We start from the raw sequence: 19,258 nt of genomic DNA on the forward strand, positions 1-19,258 counted from the left end.
GCAGGGGGTCGCGGGTTCGAGTCCCGTCCATTCCGCCACTATTCAGAAAGCCTGAATCAGCAATGATTCAGGCTTTCGTCGTTTTAGCACGCCAAAAAAATAACCCGCTCGCTACCAAGGGTAACGAGCTGTCAGCATTACTCGCCCAGCGTCTGTGCAATATCTTTTTGCACCAGCTTACGCTGCTCTGGTGTGAGGACTTTGCTCAGGTCAAAGTAGTATTTCACGCGGTAGTAACGTGCCTGCTGTTCGATGTTGCTGAACGCGGCAAGCTGTTTCTTAACAGCGGCATCATCCCATTTTCCGGACTTGATCACGTCAATCAGCACGCCGTCTTTAACGTCGTTCACCGAAATCTGGCTGACATTGGTTTCCAGTTGTTGGTGCAGCTTTTTAATCTGCGCCACCTGGTCATTGCTCAGTTTTAGGTGCTGTACCACTGGATCCTGGGCCGGAGCCGGAACGTTGGATACGTTTGCTGCAAGTGTGCTAAAGGAGGCGCCCGCCAGGGTAGCAGCCAGCAACGTCATGCGTACGAATTTCTTCATTTTGATATCCTGATAAGGGAATTTACGTGTGAGTATCCTTGTCAGAATACGTTGCCTGAAGCATGTCGCCACGCGAATTTGTTTTGCGGTGCGTTACGGAGTGAAACAATCCCGCCACGGGGAAACCATTCCGTAACGGGCGAGAAGAGATATCTCTATAGCGTAAACGGGTCGGCATCCTGCCAGGCTGGAAACTTCTCGCGATACTCCCGCAATGCTGTAAGCGACAGCTCAGCATCAATCCGCGTGGCCTGGTGCGCCTCGGCGGTGGCAATAATTTCCCCTTGCGGGTTAATTACCCGGCTGTCCCCGCGATAATGATGGCCATTGCCATCGCTACCAACCCGGTTACATCCTGCTACATAAGCCTGGTTCTCAATTGCCCGGGCGACCAGCAGTGCCTGCCAGTGCAGTGAGCGTGGTGCAGGCCAGTTTGCGACATATAATGCCAGGTCATAATCCTCGCGATTGCGTGACCATACCGGAAACCGCAGGTCATAACAGACCAGCGGTAAAATACGCCAGCCGCGCCATTGAACAATGACGCGTTCTTCTCCAGCCTGATAATACTGGTGCTCGTTCGCCATGCGGAACAGGTGGCGTTTATCATAAAAATGAACGCATCCTTCGGGGTCTACCAGTAAAAAACGATTTACCGGGCCACGTTCTGACTGTAACGCAGCGCTGCCGGCGATTAGCGCATTTGTCTGCTGCGCTTTGGCGTGCATCCAGCGAACAACCTCTTCCTGCGTAAGCGACGAGCTGGCCGCTTCCATCGCAAAGCCGCTGGTAAACATCTCGGGCAATACAATGACGTCTCGTCCGGTGATGGTTTCAAGCTGTCGGTCGAAATGGCGCAGGTTAGCCGGGCCATCCATCCAGATCAGTGGTTGTTGCAGTAGGGTAATTTTCAAACCAGGCACGATCGAGGCTCCTCGTTGAACAGCATTTTGACACTGTAGCATGAGCATTACCGAAAATGTGGCAATAAAAAGCCCCGCGTTAAGCGGGGCTGGAAGTCGTGCGCGATCGCTATGCCGCTTCGACTTTACGCACTTTCTCTGGCAACTTTACCGGCTGGGTCGCCAGCTCCTCAGGGGCAAAATCATCCACGTTGATGCTGCGCAGACGGCTCTCTTCCGCTTTCACCAGAATCGCGGCTTCGTCTTTATCAATCAACCCTTTTGCCAGCGCGTTACGCGCCAGTTCATCCAGGCGGGTAAACGGCAGGTTTTTACCCAGCTCTTTGCAGATACGCTGGTGGATAGGGTCGGCGGCAATCACGTCCAGCAACGCTTCTTCCAACAAGCCGACCGGATTGTATTGGCTTGGCGTCAGGTACTGACCGCGACCGATGCGTGAACGGGTTGCGCTCGGTACCTGCAAAATCTTCGCAACTTTATGATCCAGTTTGTCAGAAGGCGCATGGTAGTGGCGACCAGTCGGGAAGATAACCACATTCAGCAGCCCGGCAACGAAACGATTCGGGAAGTTTTGCAGCAGATCGTCCATCGCCTGTTCCGCTTTATACAACGCATCCTGTACGCCCCAGTGAACCAGCGGCAGGTCGGCTTCATGGCGGCCTTCGTCGTCATAACGCTTCAGCACGGCGGAAGCCAGATACAGCTGACTTAACACATCGCCCAGACGCGCGGAGATACGCTCGCGACGCTTCAGACTACCGCCCAGCACGGCCATGGAGACATCTGAGAGTAATGCCAGGTTGGCGCTCAGACGGTTCAGGTGCTGGTAGTAACGTTTGGTGGCATCACCGGTTGGCGTGCTGCTGGTAAGCCCGCGCGTCAGACCGAGCCAGAAACTGCGTACCTTATTGCTGCCGACGTGACCAATGTGCTTAAACAGCAGCTTATCGAACGCATTCACATCGTTGTTCTGCGCCGCCGCCATCTCTTCCAGCACGTACGGATGGCAACGAATTGCCCCCTGGCCGAAGATCATCATGCTACGGGTCAGAATATTGGCACCTTCAACGGTGATGGCGATCGGGGCGCCCTGGTAAGCACGCGCCAGGAAGTTGCTTTCGCCCAGCATAATGCCTTTACCGCCAGTGATATCCATCGCATCGATGATTGACTGCTGCCCGCGGTGGGTACAGTGATATTTCACGATGGCGGAAAGTACCGCTGGTTTTTCGCCGAGCATAATACCGTAGGTAATCAGCGACGCCGCGGCGTCCATCACGTAGGCGTTACCGGCAATACGCGCCAGCGGTTCTTCAATACCTTCCATCTTGCCGATAGAGATTTTGAACTGGCGACGAATATGCGCATAGGCACCTGTTGCCATGGCAACCGATTTCACGCCACCTGTCGAGTTAGATGGCAGCGTAATGCCGCGCCCCACAGACAGACATTCCACCAGCATACGCCAGCCCTGACCGGCCATCTTCGGGCCACCGATAATGTAATCAATCGGTACAAAAACATCTTTACCCAGCGTCGGACCGTTCTGGAACGGGACGTTCAGCGGGAAGTGGCGACGACCAATTTCTACACCCGGTGTTGAGGTGGGGATCAGCGCGCAGGTAATGCCCAGATCTTCTTCACCGCCCAGCAGTTTTTCCGGGTCGGAGAGTTTAAACGCCAGGCCTAGCACGGTGGCGATAGGGGCCAGCGTGATATAGCGTTTGTTCCAGGTCAGGCGCATACCCAGCACCTGCTGACCCTGCCATTCACCCATGCAAACTACGCCGGTATCCGGAATCGCCCCTGCGTCGGAACCCGCTTCCGGGCTGGTCAGCGCAAAGCAAGGGATTTCCTGACCACGCGCCAGACGCGGCAAATAATGGTTTTTCTGTTCTTCGGTGCCGTAATGTTGCAGCAGTTCGCCCGGGCCTAATGAGTTAGGTACGCCAACGGTGATCGCCAGGATCCCGGAGACGCCGGAGAGTTTTTGCAGTACGCGAGCCTGTGCATAAGCAGAGAATTCCAGACCGCCGTACTCTTTCTTGATGATCATCGCGAAGAAGCGGTGCTCTTTCAGATACGCCCACAGTTCTGGCGGCAGATCCGCTAATTCATGGGTGATCTGGAAGTCGTTTGCCATGCGGCACGCTTCTTCGACCGGACCGTCAATAAAGGCCTGCTCTTCTGCCGTCAGGCGTGGCTGCGGATAGCTGTGCAATTTCTTCCAGTCCGGTTTGCCCTGGAACAGATCGCCTTCCCACCAGGTGGTACCGGCATCAATCGCTTCTTTCTCAGTGCGCGACATCGGCGGCATAACCTTGCGGAAGCCGCGGAACACTGGCGCAGAGATCATGGATTTACGCATCGGCGTAACGTTAAACGGCACCAGAATAATGGCCAGAGGAACCAGCAGCCAGACCGACCACAGGCCAGCTACGCCGAGCGCAGCCGTCCATGCGAGCAAAATTACGCTGCTGAGAAACAAGCTCACGCGGTGATAAAATAATACGCCGAGCAGAACAATCGTTGCGAGAATACTCAAAATCATCATATCGAAAAGCTCCCTTGCTTGTAGGAGGTCTGACCACTTGTGATGATATGGTTGTAGTGGATGTAAATTCTTTTATCAATGTGTTTACAAAATAATTACAACAAAGCTCACATTGTTGTTGTTTTCACCGGCACAAAAAATCAAAAGCCACAGCCATTCCTGTGGCTTATGCTTCTCGCCTGTAGTGCTATCCGGTACACTGCATCTTGTCATTTACATTCATACTGAAGGATATCCTCATGTACCAGGATCTTATTCGTAACGAACTGAGCGAAGCGGCGGAAACGCTGGCTAATTTTTTAAAAGATGACGCCAATATTCACGCTATTCAGCGCGCGGCGGTCCTGCTGGCAGACAGTTTTAAAGCGGGTGGCAAGGTACTTTCCTGCGGTAACGGCGGCTCCCATTGCGACGCAATGCACTTTGCTGAAGAGCTGACCGGGCGCTACCGTGAAAACCGTCCGGGCTATCCGGCGATCGCTATCTCTGATGTCAGCCATATCTCCTGCGTCAGCAATGATTTCGGTTACGATTATATTTTCTCTCGCTATGTTGAAGCGGTAGGGCGTGAAGGGGATGTCCTGTTAGGCATTTCGACCTCCGGTAACTCGGCAAACGTGATTAAAGCCATTGCCGCTGCGCGTGAGAAAGGAATGAAAGTCATCACCCTGACCGGGAAAGATGGCGGTAAAATGGCCGGCAGCGCCGACATTGAAATTCGCGTCCCGCACTTTGGCTATGCTGACCGTATTCAGGAAATTCACATTAAAGTGATTCATATTCTGATTCAGCTGATTGAAAAAGAGATGGTTAAATAAGCCGATAATTTTTGCCGGTCTTATCGGGCCAGGAACTTGTAGGCCCGATAAGCGAAGCGCCATCGGGCATTGTGCCGGATGGCGACGCAAGCGTCTTATCCGGCCTACGAGCAGTGCTTTGCTAGTCTTATCAGGCAATTAACCGTTTTAAGGTAGGTGATATATGTGCGAACTGCTCGGGATGAGCGCCAACGTGCCAACCGATATTTGCTTTAGCTTCACCGGGCTGGTTCAGCGCGGGGGAGGTACCGGGCCGCACAAAGACGGCTGGGGGATTACGTTTTATGAAGGTAAGGGTTGCCGTACATTTAAAGATCCGCAACCCAGCTTTAACTCGCCTATCGCCAAACTGGTACAAGACTATCCCATCAAATCCTGTTCCGTGATTGCTCATATTCGTCAGGCGAATCGGGGAGAAGTGGCGCTGGAAAATACCCATCCGTTCACGCGTGAACTGTGGGGGCGCAACTGGACCTATGCCCATAACGGGCAGCTAAGCGGTTATAAATCGCTGGAAACCGGTAATTTCCGTCCGGTCGGAGAAACCGACAGCGAAAAAGCATTCTGCTGGCTGCTACATAAGCTGGTTGAACGTTATCCGCGTACGCCGGGCAACATGACAGCGGTGTTTAAATATATTGCCGTCCTGGCCGGGGAACTGCGTGAGAAGGGCATCTTCAACATGTTGTTGTCTGACGGGCGCTACGTGATGGCGTTCTGTTCGACCAATCTGTTCTGGATCACCCGCCGCGCACCCTTCGGCGTGGCGACGTTATTGGATCAGGATGTAGAAATCGACTTTAGCTCCGAGACCACACCCAATGATGTGGTCACCGTGATCGCGACGCAGCCGCTGACGGGCAATGAAACCTGGCAAAAGATTATGCCAGGTGAATGGGCGCTATTTTGTCTCGGGGAGCGTGTAGTTTGACGCCAGCTGTGGCTGTATCACTTCATGACTCAACGGTTTGCTAACGACGTAACGACCATCGACCACGGAAACAGTCGGTGGCTTACGCGTCTGTTCAAAATAGTCGTATCCCGGTTTTAGCTGTGACCAGAACTCTTTGTAATACGAGTTCTGGTGGCGCTTCATGTTGGTATCGGTCATGCGGAACGGATAAATGCTGACCTGCACGCTGGACTGGCCAAATACTAACGCCCCAGTGACAAACTGGAAAATCTCATCAATGCCGTTGTCGGTCATGGCATAGCAGCCGACAGAAACGCAGGCGCCGTGGATCATCAGGTATTTACCTTCGTACCCGTGCGCGCGGTCATAGGCGTTGGGAAAGCCAATATTAATCGCTTTATAGAAGCGGCTATCCGGTTTGAGCTGACCGCGTTGTACGCTGTAAAACCCTTCCGGGCTTTTAAAATCGCCCTGACGTTGCTTGGGTCCTAACCCGCCGGAATAGTTACAGATCTTGTAGCTGTCGAGCAATTGATACTGTTCGCCCATCTTGACGTACAGATCCAGCGTGCGTTCTTCTTTAAAGATCTGAATATAGACAGGAGATCCCATCAATTGCTGCTTATATTCTTTGCTGACAGGTGCAGTTGGACTGCTACTGCTCAGCAAACCGGCAAATGAAACGCACGGTAATAAAAGCATCGCAAGAAAAAATGCGATTTTACGCATACTGCTTATTCCTTGATAAAACGGTTACACACGCCAGGACGGCAAATAGAGTCGCCAAATCGGATAAATCTGGATTTGGAGCGCTCACATTAGCACCAAGAAAGTTTTTCGCAAGTCTCTCGTGCTGCGTTTACACTTTAGTTTCTCTTTATACGCAAAATTGGACTTAAAGGCAGTCAGACAGCGGCGTAATTTGTCGCTGCTATCCGTCCATTGCATAAGATTAATACTGACTTTCTAATCTATTGAATTTAAAAAATTAATCTATTAATAATCAAATATTAAAAAAGATATCCCGCCAATAGCAGTACACTGCGCCGAACGTGTTTGACCAGGTATTCTTTTTTCATGTCTTTTGCCACTGCACCCCGACGCCTTTTGCCGGGCCTGCTGTCTTTGTGTGTCGTGTTGTCATTACCGTGTATCGCCAAAGTTCAGCCTGTCTTATCAAATACCCCCTTAAACTATGCGGCGCAGTTGCGTATGCGTAATCGTGCCCGGTTACTAAAGCAGTATCATGTGCAGGTAAAAAAGCAGGCCAGCTACGTGGTAGAAGGTAATGCGGAAAGTAAAAAGGCACTGCGCCAGCAGAATCGCGTGCAGATTAAACAGCACCCGGAGTGGTTCCCAGGTCCGCTTAAAGCCAGCGATCATCGCTGGCAGGAACTCGCCGAAAATCCTCATTTTCTCAGTAGCGATCACCTGCACAACATCACCGAAGTGGCGATTCATCGCCTTGAGCAACAGTTAGGTAAACCGTATCTGTGGGGGGGAACCCGTCCGGATGAAGGCTTTGACTGCAGCGGGCTCGTTTTCTATGCCTACAATAAAATTCTGGCGGCGAAACTGCCCCGTACTGCCAATGAAATGTATCACTATCGGCGGGCGACAATTGTCTCTAATCGCGATTTACGTCGTGGTGATTTACTGTTTTTCCATATTCACAGCCGGGATATTGCCGATCATATGGGCGTCTATTTGGGGCAGGGGCAATTTATTGAGTCGCCACGTACCGGCGAAACGATCCGGGTCAGCACCTTGTCCGAACCTTTCTGGCAGGATCATTATCTCGGTGCCCGACGAATTCTGACGGAAAATACAATTCTGTAATAGTCAGGCGGTACTTTCAGCACCGCCTCATCACGCGTTAGCTCAACGCGCCCATAATTTTTAATTCCAGCTCATCCGGCACTTCATTATAAGACAGCACCTGTAGCCCCGGCGCGAACAGACGAGCATAGCGAGCGAGCAGCGGACGTAACTGTGGAGCGACCAACAATATCGGTTCTTTCCCCGCGGCTTTCATTTGTTCTTTTATCTGCGGCACATTGCTCTGGAACTGATTAAGCATATTCGGATCGACCGGTACGCTGTCGAGCATCACTTTGCCACTTTGCTGTGCCTGATTAACCACGTTTGCCAGTAAATTCTCCAGTTCACTATTGAGCGTGTAGACCGCCAGCTCATCTTTGCGTACAAACGGGTGAGTAATACTGCGACGCAGCGCAAGACGGACATCTGCCGTCAGCAGAATGGGATCTTTGGTGGTCGCGCTGCTGGCAACCAGCACGGTGGCAATGGTAACGATATCGCGTAATGAAACGCCTTCGATAAGCAGCGTCCGGTAAACCTTCAATAACTGGCTGTAATTCAGCGCCGCACTGAGATCTTCCGCCAGACGCGGTGCCATGGACGACAGGCGGTTATGTAACTGCGTAATATCATCGTAATTAAACAGATCGGGAATATAGCGACGAATAATCTTATTCACGTGCGTGGCAATGACGCTGGCGTTGTCAATCACCTGATACCCCATATTTAACGCCTTGGCTTTTTGCGCCGGCACAATCCAGGTAACGGGCATCCCGTAGGCCGGGTCGTTCCCTAATACGCCATCTATTTCGCCGTAAGTTTCGCTGGAGGGTAGCGCCATCAGCTTATCTGAGGGGATATCCGCCTCATCCGCTTTAATCCCATTGATGAAAATGGCGTACTGCGTGGGTTTCAGTCTGAAGTTTTCGCGGATACGAATTTCAGGCAGCAACACGCCGTTGCCGTCAGAAATCACCTGCCGCACGCCACGAATACGCTGGGTCAGCGGATTACCTTTCGATTTATCGACCAGCGCCACCCGCTTATAGCCCAGACTCAGGCTAATGGGCTCAATTAACGGAATGGTTTCCCAACTGACCTGCTGCTCGGTGGTTTCGGTGATGGTTTTGGTCAGCGTTTCGAGATTTTTCTCTTCAGTCTCGGCGACTTTCGGACGCTTGCTCATGCGCCAGGCGGTGAACCCTAACAGCGCCGTAAATGCCAGGAAAGGGAAATGTGGCATGCCCGGCACAACGGCCAGCATGAACATAATGCTGGTGGCGGTATAGAGCACCGAAGGGCTGGCCAGCAGCTGGCTACGTACGTCGGTAGCAATATCGCCGCTGTCGCTGACGCGCGTGACGATAATCGCCGCCGCCGTCGACAGCAGCAAAGACGGGATTTGCGCGACCAGGCCGTCACCGATGGTCATCAGCATGTATTGCTGGAACGCGGCCTCAGCGCTTAAATCGTATTTAAAGATCCCAATACAGACGCCGCCGATCAGGTTGATGGCCAGGATCATCATCCCGGCGATGGCGTCCCCACGCACGAACTTTGAAGCACCATCCATCGCACCGTAGAAATCTGCCTCACCTGCCACGTCTTTGCGTCGTGTTTGCGCCTGCGCCTGGTTGATCAACCCGGCATTCAGATCGGCATCAATCGCCATCTGTTTACCGGGCATCGCGTCCAGCGTAAAGCGGGAGGACACCTCGGAGATACGTTCAGCACCTTTATTGACCACGATAAAGTTGATTGTCAACAACGTCAGTAAATCCGATCGTGAAAATATCGTTGCGGCGCTGCACGGCCAGTCCATCTTCAACGGGGGAGGGCTTACGCCATTAAACAAAATAGGCAAAAAGCCGATTACGCCGAGCGTGAGCAATAAAAATGTTGCCCGCAATACGCTGGATAAAAAATCGACGCCACAGGAAACGGCGCAGCTGACGGAAGAGACAGCCAAAAAGGTCATGGATGTGAATGAAAAGACCGCGCTGCTGAAGAAGAGATCCGCCACTGAGCTCGGGGAGCTGGTGACTGATATCAACACCATCGCTCACAATGCGCATATGGAAACTAACCTGGAGATGGAGATCGTCCCCCAGGGGTTACGCGTGCTGGAAGAAGCGGGGATGCCTCAGGATAAAGTCATGCAGGTCAGCGCCATGGCAGACCAGATGCTGCTGGATGCGAATAATCCAGAGAGCGCGGGCAATCGCCGCATCGAGATCATGGTGTTGACGCAAAGTGCCTCCGACACGCTGTATCAATACTTTGGTCAGCACGGCGAGAAGGTTGTGCAGCCGTTGGTGGATAAGCTGGATAAACAAAAGTAGGTGACTTCTTTACGTCACCCCCCCGTTGTTGTGCCTCATTAATTCTGTTCTCTCGCCCCGCGCAACGTGGGGATTGGGAGGCGTGTTCAATGTCTACCTGTTCGGACTTCTCACACTATAAAGAATACTGTATATTTAAACAGTTTTGTGGGAGGGGTGATGCGTAAAATCATACATGTCGATATGGACTGCTTTTTCGCGGCGGTGGAAATGCGTGATAACCCCGCGCTGCGTGATATCCCGATCGCTATCGGTGGCAGCCGTGAACGCCGGGGGGTGATCAGCACCGCCAATTACCCGGCGCGGAAATTTGGCGTACGCAGCGCGATGCCCACGGGGATGGCGTTAAAACTGTGCCCGCATCTCACCTTATTACCCGGTCGTTATGAGGCGTATAAAGAAGCGTCTCGCCAGATTCAGGCGATCTTCGCACGCTACACCTCGCTTATCGAACCCCTTTCGCTGGATGAAGCCTATCTGGACGTCACTGACAGCACGCACTGTCACGGATCGGCCACACTGATTGCCCAGCAAATTCGCCAGACGATTTTTGACGAGCTACAGCTCACCGCCTCCGTGGGGATTGCACCGGTCAAGTTTCTGGCCAAGATCGCCTCCGATCTCAATAAGCCCAACGGGCAATATGTGATCACACCGGATGATGTGCCGGAATTTATCAGAACGCTCCCGCTGGGGAAAATCCCCGGCGTCGGCAAAGTTTCCGCCGCCAGGCTGGAATCCATGGGATTACGTACCTGTGAAGATGTACAACAGTGCGACCTGGCGATATTGCTTAAGCGTTTTGGTAAATTTGGTCGCGTGCTGTGGGAGCGCAGCCAGGGCATTGACGAGCGGGATGTGAATAACGACAGAATGCGCAAATCCGTCGGTGTTGAACGCACGCTGGCAGAGGATATTCATGAGTGGTCAGAATGTGAGGCGATTATCGAGCGGCTTTATCCGGAGCTGGAGCGGCGTCTGGCAAAGGTAAAACCGGATTTATGTATTGCTCGCCAGGGCATTAAATTAAAGTTTAATGACTTTCAGCAGACCACTCAGGAGCACGTCTGGCCGCGCTTAAGTAAAGATGATTTGATTACCACGGCGCGCAAAACCTGGGATGAGCGTCGGGGAGGACGTGGGGTCAGGCTGGTAGGATTACACGTCACGCTGCTGGATCCACAGCTGGAAAGGCAACTACTGCTGGGAATTTGACTCTGATGTATTGCCGGATGGCGGCGTAAACGCCTTATCCGGCCTACAAATCAGCGTGCAGGCCGGATAAGCAGCAGCGCCATCCGGCATTTATTGCAGGGACTTACTTCGCCGGAATAGACTTCAGCAGTTCAGTCAGCAGCGTCCAGTAATGGCCAACGCTTTCGATATGAACCTGCTCATCCGGGGAGTGCGGACCCGTGATGGTTGGCCCGATGGAAACCATGTCCATTTCCGGATACGGCTTCTTAAACAGACCACATTCCAGACCCGCGTGGATAATCTGGATGTTTGGCGTCTTGTTGAACAGACGCTGATAGGTTTCGCGCACCAGATGCATGACCGGCGAGTTCGCGTCCGGCTGCCAGCCAGGATACGCGCCTTTGGCTTCGGTCTTCGCGCCAGCCAGCTTGCCCAGAGAATCCAGCATGCTCACCACATAGTCTTTACCGCTGTCGATCAGCGAGCGAACCAGGCAGTGAATCTGCACGTTGTCGTCAGTCATGGTGACAACACCGACGTTCAGGGAGGTTTCCACCACGCCTTTTGCCACGTCTGAATTACGGATCACGCCGTTTGGTGTCGCGTTCAGCAGACGAACAAAGGTATCGCGGGACTGAGCGGTCAGTGCGGCTTTGTCGTTAGAGACGGTATCCAGCAGCAGTGCCAGATTTTTCTCTTTTGCTGCCAGCTCGTTTTTCAGGATTTCCTGATAAGTGCTGACCAGCGCTTTTAACGCATCGACGTTGTCTGCGGCAACAGCAAGGGTAGCAAAGGCTTCACGTGGGATCGCGTTACGCAGCGTACCACCGTTGAAATCAACCAGACGCAGATCCAGTTCTTCAGCGTGGCCAGCCAGGAAGCGTACCAGCAGCTTGTTGGCATTACCGAGGCCAACATGGATTTCGCCGCCGGAGTGACCGCCTTTCAGGCCTTTCAGCGTCAGCTTAAAGGTCTGGAAACCTGCAGGAATGGCTTCACGGGACAGCGGCAGATTGGCGGTGAAGTCGATCCCCCCCGCGCAACCCATGTAGATCTCACCTTCTTCTTCGGAGTCGGTGTTGATCAGAATATCTGCCTGCAGCCAGTTAGCCTGCAGACCAAACGCACCGTCCATGCCCGCTTCTTCGGTCATGGTCAGCAGAACTTCCAGCGGGCCGTGAACCACGCTGTCATCGGCCAGAACGGCCAGCGCAGAGGCCATACCGATACCGTTATCCGCACCCAGCGTGGTGCCACGGGCTTTCACCCATTCGCCATCAATATAAGGCTGGATCGGATCTTTGGTGAAGTCGTGAACGGTATCGTTGTTTTTTTGCGGCACCATATCCAGGTGCGCCTGCAGAACAACCGGCTTGCGGTTTTCCATTCCTGCGGTAGCGGGTTTGCGAATCAGGATATTACCTACCTGATCGCGCTCGACGTGGAAACCTTTCTCTTGGGCCCAACTCAGAATATGTTCAGCGAGTTGCTCTTCATGGTAGGACGGATGAGGAATAGAACAGATTTTGGCAAAAATATCCCACAGCGGCTGCGGGGATAATTGAGACAGTTCAGACACGTTGAGTCTCCTTGGCGATGCCCTGCAAAATTGACTTACAGGCCACGGGGTTAGCAGAATTAAAAACACCACAAGTCAGGCTTGCGCGATGCAATTGAGAATACCACTTTCTCTGCTCACGGCTAGCAAAAAGCATGCAAAAAGAGGCCTGGATTTCGCTTAACACTGGTTTTTAGCACGTCAGATCTCTATAATCTCGCGCAACCTATTTCCCCCTCGAACACTTTTTAAGCCGTAGATAAACAGGCTGGGACAACTTCACATGAGCGAAAAATACGTCGTCACCTGGGACATGTTGCAGATCCATGCACGTAAACTGGCAAGCCGCTTGATGCCTTCTGAACAATGGAAAGGCATTATTGCCGTTAGCCGTGGTGGTCTGGTGCCAGGCGCGCTGCTGGCGCGTGAATTGGGTATTCGTCATGTCGATACCGTATGCATCTCCAGCTACGATCACGACAATCAGCGCGAACTGAAAGTGCTGAAGCGTGCTGAAGGTGACGGTGAAGGTTTCATCGTAATCGATGACCTGGTTGACACCGGGGGTACCGCGGTTGCGATTCGCGAAATGTACCCTAAAGCGCATTTCGTCACCATCTTCGCTAAACCGGCAGGCCGTCCGCTGGTGAATGATTATGTTGTTGATATCCCTCAGGATACCTGGATCGAGCAGCCGTGGGATATGGGCGTCGTGTTCATCCCGCCGATTTCAGGCCGCTAATCTAAATCGTTTTCAACGCCTGGCTATGCCGGGCGTTGTTCTTTTTGTGCCGTGTCAGGTTACACTATGCCTTAGTGAGTACTCATGGAGGCCGTAATTATGTCACAGGCTAACCTCAGCGAAGTCCTGTTTAAACCCCGCTTCAAACACCCTGAAACGTCAACGCTGGTTCGTCGATTTAATCACGGCGCGCAGCCGTCTGTGCAATCTGCCCTGGATGGCACAACCATCCCGCACTGGTACCGCATGGTGAATCGCCTGATGTGGATCTGGCGCGGCGTCGATCCGCGCGAAATCCTTGAGGTGCAGGCGCGTATCGTCATGAGCGAAGCAGAGCGCACGGATAAAGAGCTCTATGACACGGTCATTGGCTATCGTGGCGGGAACTGGATCTACGAGTGGGCGAAGCAGGCAATGGACTGGCAGCAGAAGGCCATGGCAGAACAGGACCCGCAAATTAGCGGACGCCACTGGCTGCACGCCTCTACGCTGTACAACATTGCGGCGTATCCGCATCTGAAAGGCGACGAGCTGGCTGAACAGGCGCAGGCTCTGGCGAATCGCGCGTATGAAGAGGCGGCTCAGCGCTTGCCCGGTAAGCTGCGCGAACTGGAATTCACGGTTCCCGGCGGTGCGCCGATCACCGGTTTTTTGCATATGCCAAAAGGTGATGGCCCGTTCCCGACGGTGCTGATGTGCGGGGGGCTGGATTCCATGCAAACGGATTACTACACCCTGTATGAACGCTATTTTGCCCCGCGTGGTATTGCCATGCTGACGCTGGACATGCCCTCGGTCGGGTTTTCGTCGAAATGGAAACTGACCCAGGATTCCAGCCTGCTGCATCAGCACGTATTAAAAGCACTGCCCAACATTCCCTGGGTCGATCACACCCGCGTCGCGGCATTTGGTTTTCGCTTTGGCGCCAACGTGGCGGTACGGTTGGCGTATCTCGAATCTTCGCGCCTGAAAGCGGTGGCGTGTCTGGGGCCGGTAGTGCATGCGCTGCTCAGCGACCCGCAGCGGCAGGCAAGCGTCCCGGAAATGTATCTTGATGTACTGGCCAGCCGTCTGGGTATGCACGACGCCTCCGATGACGCGCTGCGTGTCGAACTCAATCGCTATTCATTAAAGGTACAAGGCCTGTTGGGCCGACGTTGTCCAACGCCGATGCTGTCGGGCTTCTGGAAAAACGATCCGTTTAGTCCGGAAGAGGAGTCTCGCTTAATCACATCGTCATCTTCTGACGGTAAGCTGATGGAGATTCCGTTCAACCCGGTGTATCGCAATTTTGATAAAGCGCTGCAAGAAATAACCGGATGGATCAATCATAGATTGTGTTAATAGATTGCTAAATTTTATTGATTTGGTAAAACAGTTGCTTCACCTAAGGAGATCGCAATGACGTTACCGAGTGGACACCCGAAAAGCAGATTGATCAAGAAATTCACCGCGCTTGGCCCCTACATCCGGGAAGGGCAGTGCGAAGATAATCGATTTTTTTTCGATTGTCTGGCTGTTTGCGTCAACGTGAAACCCGCGCCGGAGAAGCGTGAATTCTGGGGCTGGTGGATGGAGTTAGAAGCACAGGAAAAACGCTTCACGTACAGCTACCAGTTTGGTTTGTTTGATCAAGACGGCAACTGGACTGCCGTGCCCATCAAAGAGACTGAAGTGGTAGATCGACTGGAGTACACCTTACGTGAGTTCCATGAAAAATTGCGTGGGTTGCTAACGTCGCTGAATCTGGCGCTGGAACCTGCGGACGACTTTAAAGATCAGCCGGTTAAATTAACGGCATAGTGAACAGCAAAATGCCGGATGGCGGCGCAACCCCATCCGGCATTTTTTATGTTAGATCAGAACTGGTAGGTCATCCCCACTGCGACGATATCATCATTGTTGATGGCCAGCTTATTATCGCTATCCAACTGGTTGATTTTATAATCAACAAATGCCGACATATTCTTGTTGAAATAATAGGTCGCGCCAACGTCGATATAATTCACCAGATCTTCATTGCCGATACCTTCAATATCTTTGCCTTTCGACAGCACATATCCCAGGGACGGACGCAGACCAAAATCAAACTGGTACTGAACCACTGCTTCGACGTTCTGTGTTTTATTGGCGAAACCACCGGATATAGGCGTCATTTTGCGCGTTTCAGAGTACATCGTGGCAATATAAATATCGTTAGCATCGTATTTTAAACCGGTTGCCCAGGCTTCGGCTTTGTCGCCCGCGCCACGGTTTTGCAGATTCTGCTGATTGGTACGATCGGAATTGGTATAGGCGCCGCTGATGGCGAAATCGCTGCCGCCAAAGTCATAGGTCACCGACGTACCAAAACCGTCGCCATTCTGTTTTTTCACATCACGGTCTTCGTTTTTACCCTGGTATTGCAAGGTGAGATCCAGGCCATCAACGACGCCGAAGAAGTCGGTGTTACGGTACGTCGCCAGACCGCTGGCGCGTTTGGTCATGAAATTATCGGTCTGCGCGGAAGAGTCCCCGCCGAACTCCGGGAACATATCGGTCCACGCTTCAACGTCGTACAGCGCACCCAGGTTACGACCGTAGTCGAAGGAACCGAGGTTTTTCAATTTCAGACCCGCGAAGGCCAGACGTGTTTTTTGCTGGTTAGGATCGCTTTCGGCTTTATTGCCTGCGAACTCTGCTTCCCAACGACCATAACCGGTCAGCTGATCGTTAATTTGGGTTTCGCCTTTAAAACCAAAACGGATATAGCTTTGGTCGCCGTCTTTGCTGTCATTATCGGTCATGTAGTGCATGGCTTTAACTTTGCCGTACACATCCAGTTTATTTCCGTTCTTATTATACACTTCCGCTGCCTGTACGGATGCCGATGCCATAATACCCATCACCACTAATGCCAGAGTGCTCTTTTTCATTTTCATTCCTGATTTAAAGTACGCGCGAATATTTACTGGGTGTGTTCCCCGTTCAACGACAGGAGGGTTTTTAACGTCTGGCAATGAACGTTTTATGACAAAGTAAGAATATTTTTAAAAAAGAATGTTTATTTGTTTCTGTCATAAAAACGTCAAAACTTGCCGCTACGCTTGCTGATCCTGCGCAATAAAATTTCATGCTTTGTGCGCTGGCTGTTGGCAACCGGGGCCAGTCCTGCTAAAACGTTCGTTTGATATCATTTCCCCAATCTTGAATGGCAGAGAATCATGAGTGACAGCCAGACGCTGGTGGTAAAACTTGGCACCAGTGTGCTAACGGGCGGATCGCGCCGCCTGAACCGTGCCCACATCGTAGAACTGGTCCGCCAGTGCGCGCAGCTCCATGCCGCAGGGCATCGCATTGTTATTGTTACCTCGGGCGCGATTGCCGCCGGGCGTGAGCATCTTGGTTACCCTGAACTTCCGGCAACGATCGCCTCTAAACAGCTGCTGGCGGCAGTAGGGCAGAGCCGACTGATTCAACTCTGGGAACAGCTGTTCTCCATTTATGGTATTCATGTCGGGCAGATGCTGCTGACGCGTGCGGATATGGAAGACAGAGAACGTTTCCTTAACGCTCGCGACACGTTACGTGCGCTGCTGGATAACAACATCGTTCCTGTCATCAATGAGAACGACGCGGTGGCAACCGCCGAAATCAAAGTCGGTGATAACGACAACCTGTCGGCGCTGGCGGCGATTCTGGCCGGGGCCGATAAGCTGCTGCTGCTCACCGATCAGCAGGGCCTGTTCACCGCTGACCCGCGTACTAATCCGCAGGCTGAGCTGATTAAAGACGTCTACGGGATTGATGACGCGCTGCGGTCTATCGCCGGAGACAGCGTCTCTGGTCTCGGCACCGGCGGTATGGGCACCAAGCTGCAGGCGGCAGACGTGGCCTGCCGCGCCGGTATCGACACCATTATTGCCGCAGGCAGCAAGCCTGGCGTGATTGGTGATGTAATGGAAGGCGTGTCCGTGGGGACGCGTTTTCATGCTCAGGCTTCTCCGCTGGAGAACCGCAAACGCTGGATCTTCGGCGCACCGCCCGCCGGGGAAATCACCGTCGATGAAGGGGCGACCTCCGCCATTCTGGAACGCGGCAGTTCGTTATTGCCCAAAGGCATTAAAAGCGTGACAGGCAACTTCTCTCGTGGTGAAGTGATTCGTATCTGCAATCTTGAAGGGCGCGATATTGCCCACGGCGTCACTCGCTATAACAGCGACGCGCTGCGCCGTATTGCCGGACACCACTCTCAACAGATTGACGCGATCCTCGGCTATGAATATGGCCCGGTTGCCGTCCATCGCGATGACATGATCACCCGTTAAGGAGCAGGCATATGCTGGAACAAATGGGCATTGCTGCCAAAGCAGCGTCGTATAAGCTGGCGCTACTCTCCAGCCGCGAAAAAAACCGCGTGCTGGAAAAGATTGCCGATGAACTGGAAGCACAAACCGAAAGCATCCTCAGCGCTAACGCACAAGACGTTGAGCAGGCGCGGGAAAACGGCCTGAGTGAAGCAATGCTTGACCGTCTGGCGCTGACCCCGGCACGTTTGAAAGCCATCGCCGACGACGTACGTCAGGTGTGCAACCTCGCCGACCCGGTCGGGCAGGTGATTGACGGCGGTCTGCTGGATAGCGGCCTGCGTCTGGAGCGTCGTCGCGTCCCGCTGGGCGTGATTGGCGTGATTTATGAAGCGCGTCCTAACGTCACCGTTGATGTCGCCTCCCTGTGCCTGAAAACCGGCAATGCGGCGATCCTGCGCGGGGGCAAAGAGACGTACCGGACAAATGCGGCAACCGTGGCAGTGATTCAGCAGGCGCTGGAGGCCTGTGGTTTACCGGCGGCCGCCGTGCAGTCGATTGATAATCCGGACCGCGCACTGGTCAGCGAAATGCTGCGCATGGATAAGTACATCGATATGCTGATCCCACGCGGCGGCGCTGGCCTGCACAAACTGTGTCGCGAACAGTCGACTATTCCGGTGATCACTGGCGGTATTGGCGTTTGTCATATCTATGTGGATGAAAGCGCAGATATCATCGCCGCACTCCGGATTATCGTTAACGCCAAAACCCAACGCCCGAGCACCTGTAATACCGTCGAGACGCTGCTGGTGCACCAGAATATCGCCGGACGCTTCCTGCCCGTGCTGAGCCAGCAGATGGCGCAAAGCGGCGTCACGCTGCATGCTGATGAGGCAGCGTTGACTCAATTGCAGGCCGGTCCGGCCAACGTGGTGGCGGTAAAAGCGCAAGAGTACGACGATGAGTTTCTGTCGCTGGATCTGAACGTAAAAATCGTCAGCGACCTGGATGAGGCCATCGGCCATATTCGCGAACATGGCACCCAGCATTCCGACGCGATCCTGACGCGAGATATGCATAACGCTAACCGCTTCGTTAACGAGGTGGATTCGTCTGCGGTGTATGTTAACGCCTCCACCCGTTTTACTGACGGCGGCCAGTTTGGACTGGGTGCGGAAGTGGCAGTCAGTACGCAGAAATTACACGCACGCGGACCGATGGGGCTGGAAGCACTGACCACGTACAAGTGGATCGGCTTCGGTGACGACACGATTCGTGCGTAATTGAAACCGGGTGATGCAAAAATAGGCGTTTGATTCGCAAGGCCATTGACGCGTCGCCCGGTTAGTTTTAACCTTCTACCCCGTGTTCACAATCGTGGGCATGTCTTTATCAGTGCCGATATAGCTCAGTTGGTAGAGCAGCGCATTCGTAATGCGAAGGTCGTAGGTTCGACTCCTATTATCGGCACCATCCTACCTATTTTAACGTCTCCCCAAGTCTACTCAAACACCCTTTAAACCCTTATAATACGCGGTTTAACGGCCCTTATT

At 53.1% G+C, this 19,258-nt stretch carries 16 protein-coding genes, 1 tRNA gene and 1 pseudogene; 11 read left to right on the forward strand and 7 right to left on the reverse strand.

Going from position 1 to position 19,258, the window contains the following annotated elements:
• Positions 1-137: 137 nt before the first annotated feature.
• From FDW98_RS00040 to fadE, 3 genes are all read right to left on the reverse strand, one after another.
• On the reverse strand, positions 138-548 hold the full coding sequence (locus tag FDW98_RS00040) for a Spy/CpxP family protein refolding chaperone (RefSeq protein ID WP_096758202.1): 411 nt from the start codon (positions 546-548) through the stop codon (positions 138-140).
• 155 nt (positions 549-703) lie between these two features.
• Positions 704-1,471 carry an amidohydrolase gene (locus tag FDW98_RS00045; RefSeq protein WP_096758201.1) on the reverse strand — a complete coding sequence of 256 codons (768 nt, stop codon included), beginning with the start codon at positions 1,469-1,471 and terminating at the stop codon, positions 704-706.
• A 109-nt stretch (positions 1,472-1,580) separates the two neighbouring features.
• Positions 1,581-4,025 carry an acyl-CoA dehydrogenase FadE gene (gene fadE / locus FDW98_RS00050; protein ID WP_096758200.1) on the reverse strand — a complete coding sequence of 815 codons (2,445 nt, stop codon included), beginning with the start codon at positions 4,023-4,025 and terminating at the stop codon, positions 1,581-1,583.
• 239 nt (positions 4,026-4,264) lie between these two features.
• Here fadE and lpcA point away from each other — a divergent pair, with 239 nt between their 5' ends.
• Both lpcA and FDW98_RS00060 read left to right on the forward strand, forming a co-directional pair.
• Positions 4,265-4,843, forward strand: a complete 579-nt coding sequence (gene lpcA / locus FDW98_RS00055; RefSeq protein WP_096758199.1) for a D-sedoheptulose 7-phosphate isomerase — start codon at positions 4,265-4,267, stop codon at positions 4,841-4,843.
• Between the two features lie 163 nt (positions 4,844-5,006).
• Positions 5,007-5,774, forward strand: a complete 768-nt coding sequence (locus FDW98_RS00060) for a class II glutamine amidotransferase (RefSeq protein WP_096758198.1) — start codon at positions 5,007-5,009, stop codon at positions 5,772-5,774.
• Here the strand turns inward: FDW98_RS00060 and dpaA are convergent.
• Positions 5,745-6,485, reverse strand: coding sequence for a peptidoglycan meso-diaminopimelic acid protein amidase (gene dpaA, locus FDW98_RS00065; RefSeq protein WP_096758197.1), 741 nt, complete (start codon positions 6,483-6,485; stop codon positions 5,745-5,747). The genes FDW98_RS00060 and dpaA overlap by 30 nt on opposite strands.
• A 348-nt stretch (positions 6,486-6,833) precedes the next feature.
• Here dpaA and FDW98_RS00070 point away from each other — a divergent pair, with 348 nt between their 5' ends.
• The gene (locus FDW98_RS00070; RefSeq protein ID WP_096758196.1) at positions 6,834-7,595 is read left to right on the forward strand and encodes a C40 family peptidase; all 762 of its coding nucleotides are present in this window, start codon (positions 6,834-6,836) and stop codon (positions 7,593-7,595) included.
• A 37-nt stretch (positions 7,596-7,632) separates the two neighbouring features.
• On the opposite strand, the pseudogene FDW98_RS00075 reads toward FDW98_RS00070, so the two are convergent.
• A pseudogene (locus FDW98_RS00075) lies at positions 7,633-9,351 on the reverse strand (flagellar biosynthesis protein FlhA); the annotation flags it as partial.
• On the opposite strand from FDW98_RS00075, the gene FDW98_RS23550 reads away from it, so the two are divergent.
• Positions 9,317-9,919 (forward strand): putative lateral flagellar export/assembly protein LafU, encoded by a 603-nt coding sequence (locus FDW98_RS23550; protein WP_096759468.1) that lies wholly within the window; start codon positions 9,317-9,319, stop codon positions 9,917-9,919. The pseudogene FDW98_RS00075 and the gene FDW98_RS23550 overlap by 35 nt on opposite strands.
• 159 nt (positions 9,920-10,078) lie before the next feature.
• Positions 10,079-11,134 (forward strand): DNA polymerase IV, encoded by a 1,056-nt coding sequence (gene dinB, locus FDW98_RS00085; protein ID WP_096758194.1) that lies wholly within the window; start codon positions 10,079-10,081, stop codon positions 11,132-11,134.
• A gap of 103 nt (positions 11,135-11,237) precedes the next feature.
• Here the strand turns inward: dinB and pepD are convergent, their stop codons facing one another.
• Positions 11,238-12,695, reverse strand: coding sequence for a cytosol nonspecific dipeptidase (gene pepD / locus FDW98_RS00090; protein ID WP_096758193.1), 1,458 nt, complete (start codon positions 12,693-12,695; stop codon positions 11,238-11,240).
• A gap of 262 nt (positions 12,696-12,957) precedes the next feature.
• Between pepD and gpt the strand changes: the two genes are divergently transcribed.
• From gpt to crl, 3 genes are all read left to right on the forward strand, one after another.
• Positions 12,958-13,416 (forward strand): xanthine phosphoribosyltransferase, encoded by a 459-nt coding sequence (gene gpt / locus FDW98_RS00095; RefSeq protein WP_096758192.1) that lies wholly within the window; start codon positions 12,958-12,960, stop codon positions 13,414-13,416.
• Positions 13,417-13,515: 99 nt separating this feature from the next.
• Positions 13,516-14,760 (forward strand): esterase FrsA, encoded by a 1,245-nt coding sequence (gene frsA / locus FDW98_RS00100; RefSeq protein ID WP_096758191.1) that lies wholly within the window; start codon positions 13,516-13,518, stop codon positions 14,758-14,760.
• 57 nt (positions 14,761-14,817) lie between these two features.
• Complete coding sequence (crl, locus tag FDW98_RS00105) at positions 14,818-15,219, forward strand: sigma factor-binding protein Crl (protein WP_096758190.1); 402 nt, start codon at positions 14,818-14,820, stop codon at positions 15,217-15,219.
• A 56-nt stretch (positions 15,220-15,275) separates the two neighbouring features.
• Here the strand turns inward: crl and phoE are convergent, their stop codons facing one another.
• Positions 15,276-16,331 (reverse strand): phosphoporin PhoE, encoded by a 1,056-nt coding sequence (phoE, locus tag FDW98_RS00110; protein ID WP_096758189.1) that lies wholly within the window; start codon positions 16,329-16,331, stop codon positions 15,276-15,278.
• A 288-nt stretch (positions 16,332-16,619) separates the two neighbouring features.
• On the opposite strand from phoE, the gene proB reads away from it, so the two are divergent.
• The 3 genes from proB to FDW98_RS00125 all read left to right on the forward strand — a co-directional run bounded on the left by proB (position 16,620) and on the right by FDW98_RS00125 (position 19,178).
• Positions 16,620-17,723 carry a glutamate 5-kinase gene (gene proB / locus FDW98_RS00115; RefSeq protein ID WP_096758188.1) on the forward strand — a complete coding sequence of 368 codons (1,104 nt, stop codon included), beginning with the start codon at positions 16,620-16,622 and terminating at the stop codon, positions 17,721-17,723.
• Between the two features lie 11 nt (positions 17,724-17,734).
• Positions 17,735-18,988, forward strand: coding sequence for a glutamate-5-semialdehyde dehydrogenase (gene proA / locus FDW98_RS00120; protein ID WP_096758187.1), 1,254 nt, complete (start codon positions 17,735-17,737; stop codon positions 18,986-18,988).
• Positions 18,989-19,102: 114 nt separating this feature from the next.
• A tRNA-Thr gene (locus FDW98_RS00125) sits at positions 19,103-19,178 on the forward strand.
• Positions 19,179-19,258: the final 80 nt, after the last annotated feature.

Origin of the sequence: Citrobacter sp. wls711 (assembly GCF_005281055.1) — a bacterium.
Classification (GTDB): domain Bacteria; phylum Pseudomonadota; class Gammaproteobacteria; order Enterobacterales; family Enterobacteriaceae; genus Citrobacter; species Citrobacter gillenii.

Excerpts from the sequence above, each read along its gene's own strand:
- FDW98_RS00070 (WP_096758196.1), top strand. The coding sequence starts at position 6,834 with ATGTCTTTTGCCACTGCACCCCGACGCCTTTTGCCGGGCCTGCTGTCT.
- fadE (WP_096758200.1), bottom strand. The coding sequence starts at position 4,025 with ATGATGATTTTGAGTATTCTCGCAACGATTGTTCTGCTCGGCGTATTA.
- phoE (WP_096758189.1), bottom strand. The coding sequence starts at position 16,331 with ATGAAAAAGAGCACTCTGGCATTAGTGGTGATGGGTATTATGGCATCG.
- dinB (WP_096758194.1), top strand. The coding sequence starts at position 10,079 with ATGCGTAAAATCATACATGTCGATATGGACTGCTTTTTCGCGGCGGTG.
- crl (WP_096758190.1), top strand. The coding sequence starts at position 14,818 with ATGACGTTACCGAGTGGACACCCGAAAAGCAGATTGATCAAGAAATTC.
- proB (WP_096758188.1), top strand. The coding sequence starts at position 16,620 with ATGAGTGACAGCCAGACGCTGGTGGTAAAACTTGGCACCAGTGTGCTA.
- lpcA (WP_096758199.1), top strand. The coding sequence starts at position 4,265 with ATGTACCAGGATCTTATTCGTAACGAACTGAGCGAAGCGGCGGAAACG.
- gpt (WP_096758192.1), top strand. The coding sequence starts at position 12,958 with ATGAGCGAAAAATACGTCGTCACCTGGGACATGTTGCAGATCCATGCA.
- FDW98_RS00060 (WP_096758198.1), top strand. The coding sequence starts at position 5,007 with ATGTGCGAACTGCTCGGGATGAGCGCCAACGTGCCAACCGATATTTGC.
- frsA (WP_096758191.1), top strand. The coding sequence starts at position 13,516 with ATGTCACAGGCTAACCTCAGCGAAGTCCTGTTTAAACCCCGCTTCAAA.
- FDW98_RS00040 (WP_096758202.1), bottom strand. The coding sequence starts at position 548 with ATGAAGAAATTCGTACGCATGACGTTGCTGGCTGCTACCCTGGCGGGC.
- proA (WP_096758187.1), top strand. The coding sequence starts at position 17,735 with ATGCTGGAACAAATGGGCATTGCTGCCAAAGCAGCGTCGTATAAGCTG.
- dpaA (WP_096758197.1), bottom strand. The coding sequence starts at position 6,485 with ATGCGTAAAATCGCATTTTTTCTTGCGATGCTTTTATTACCGTGCGTT.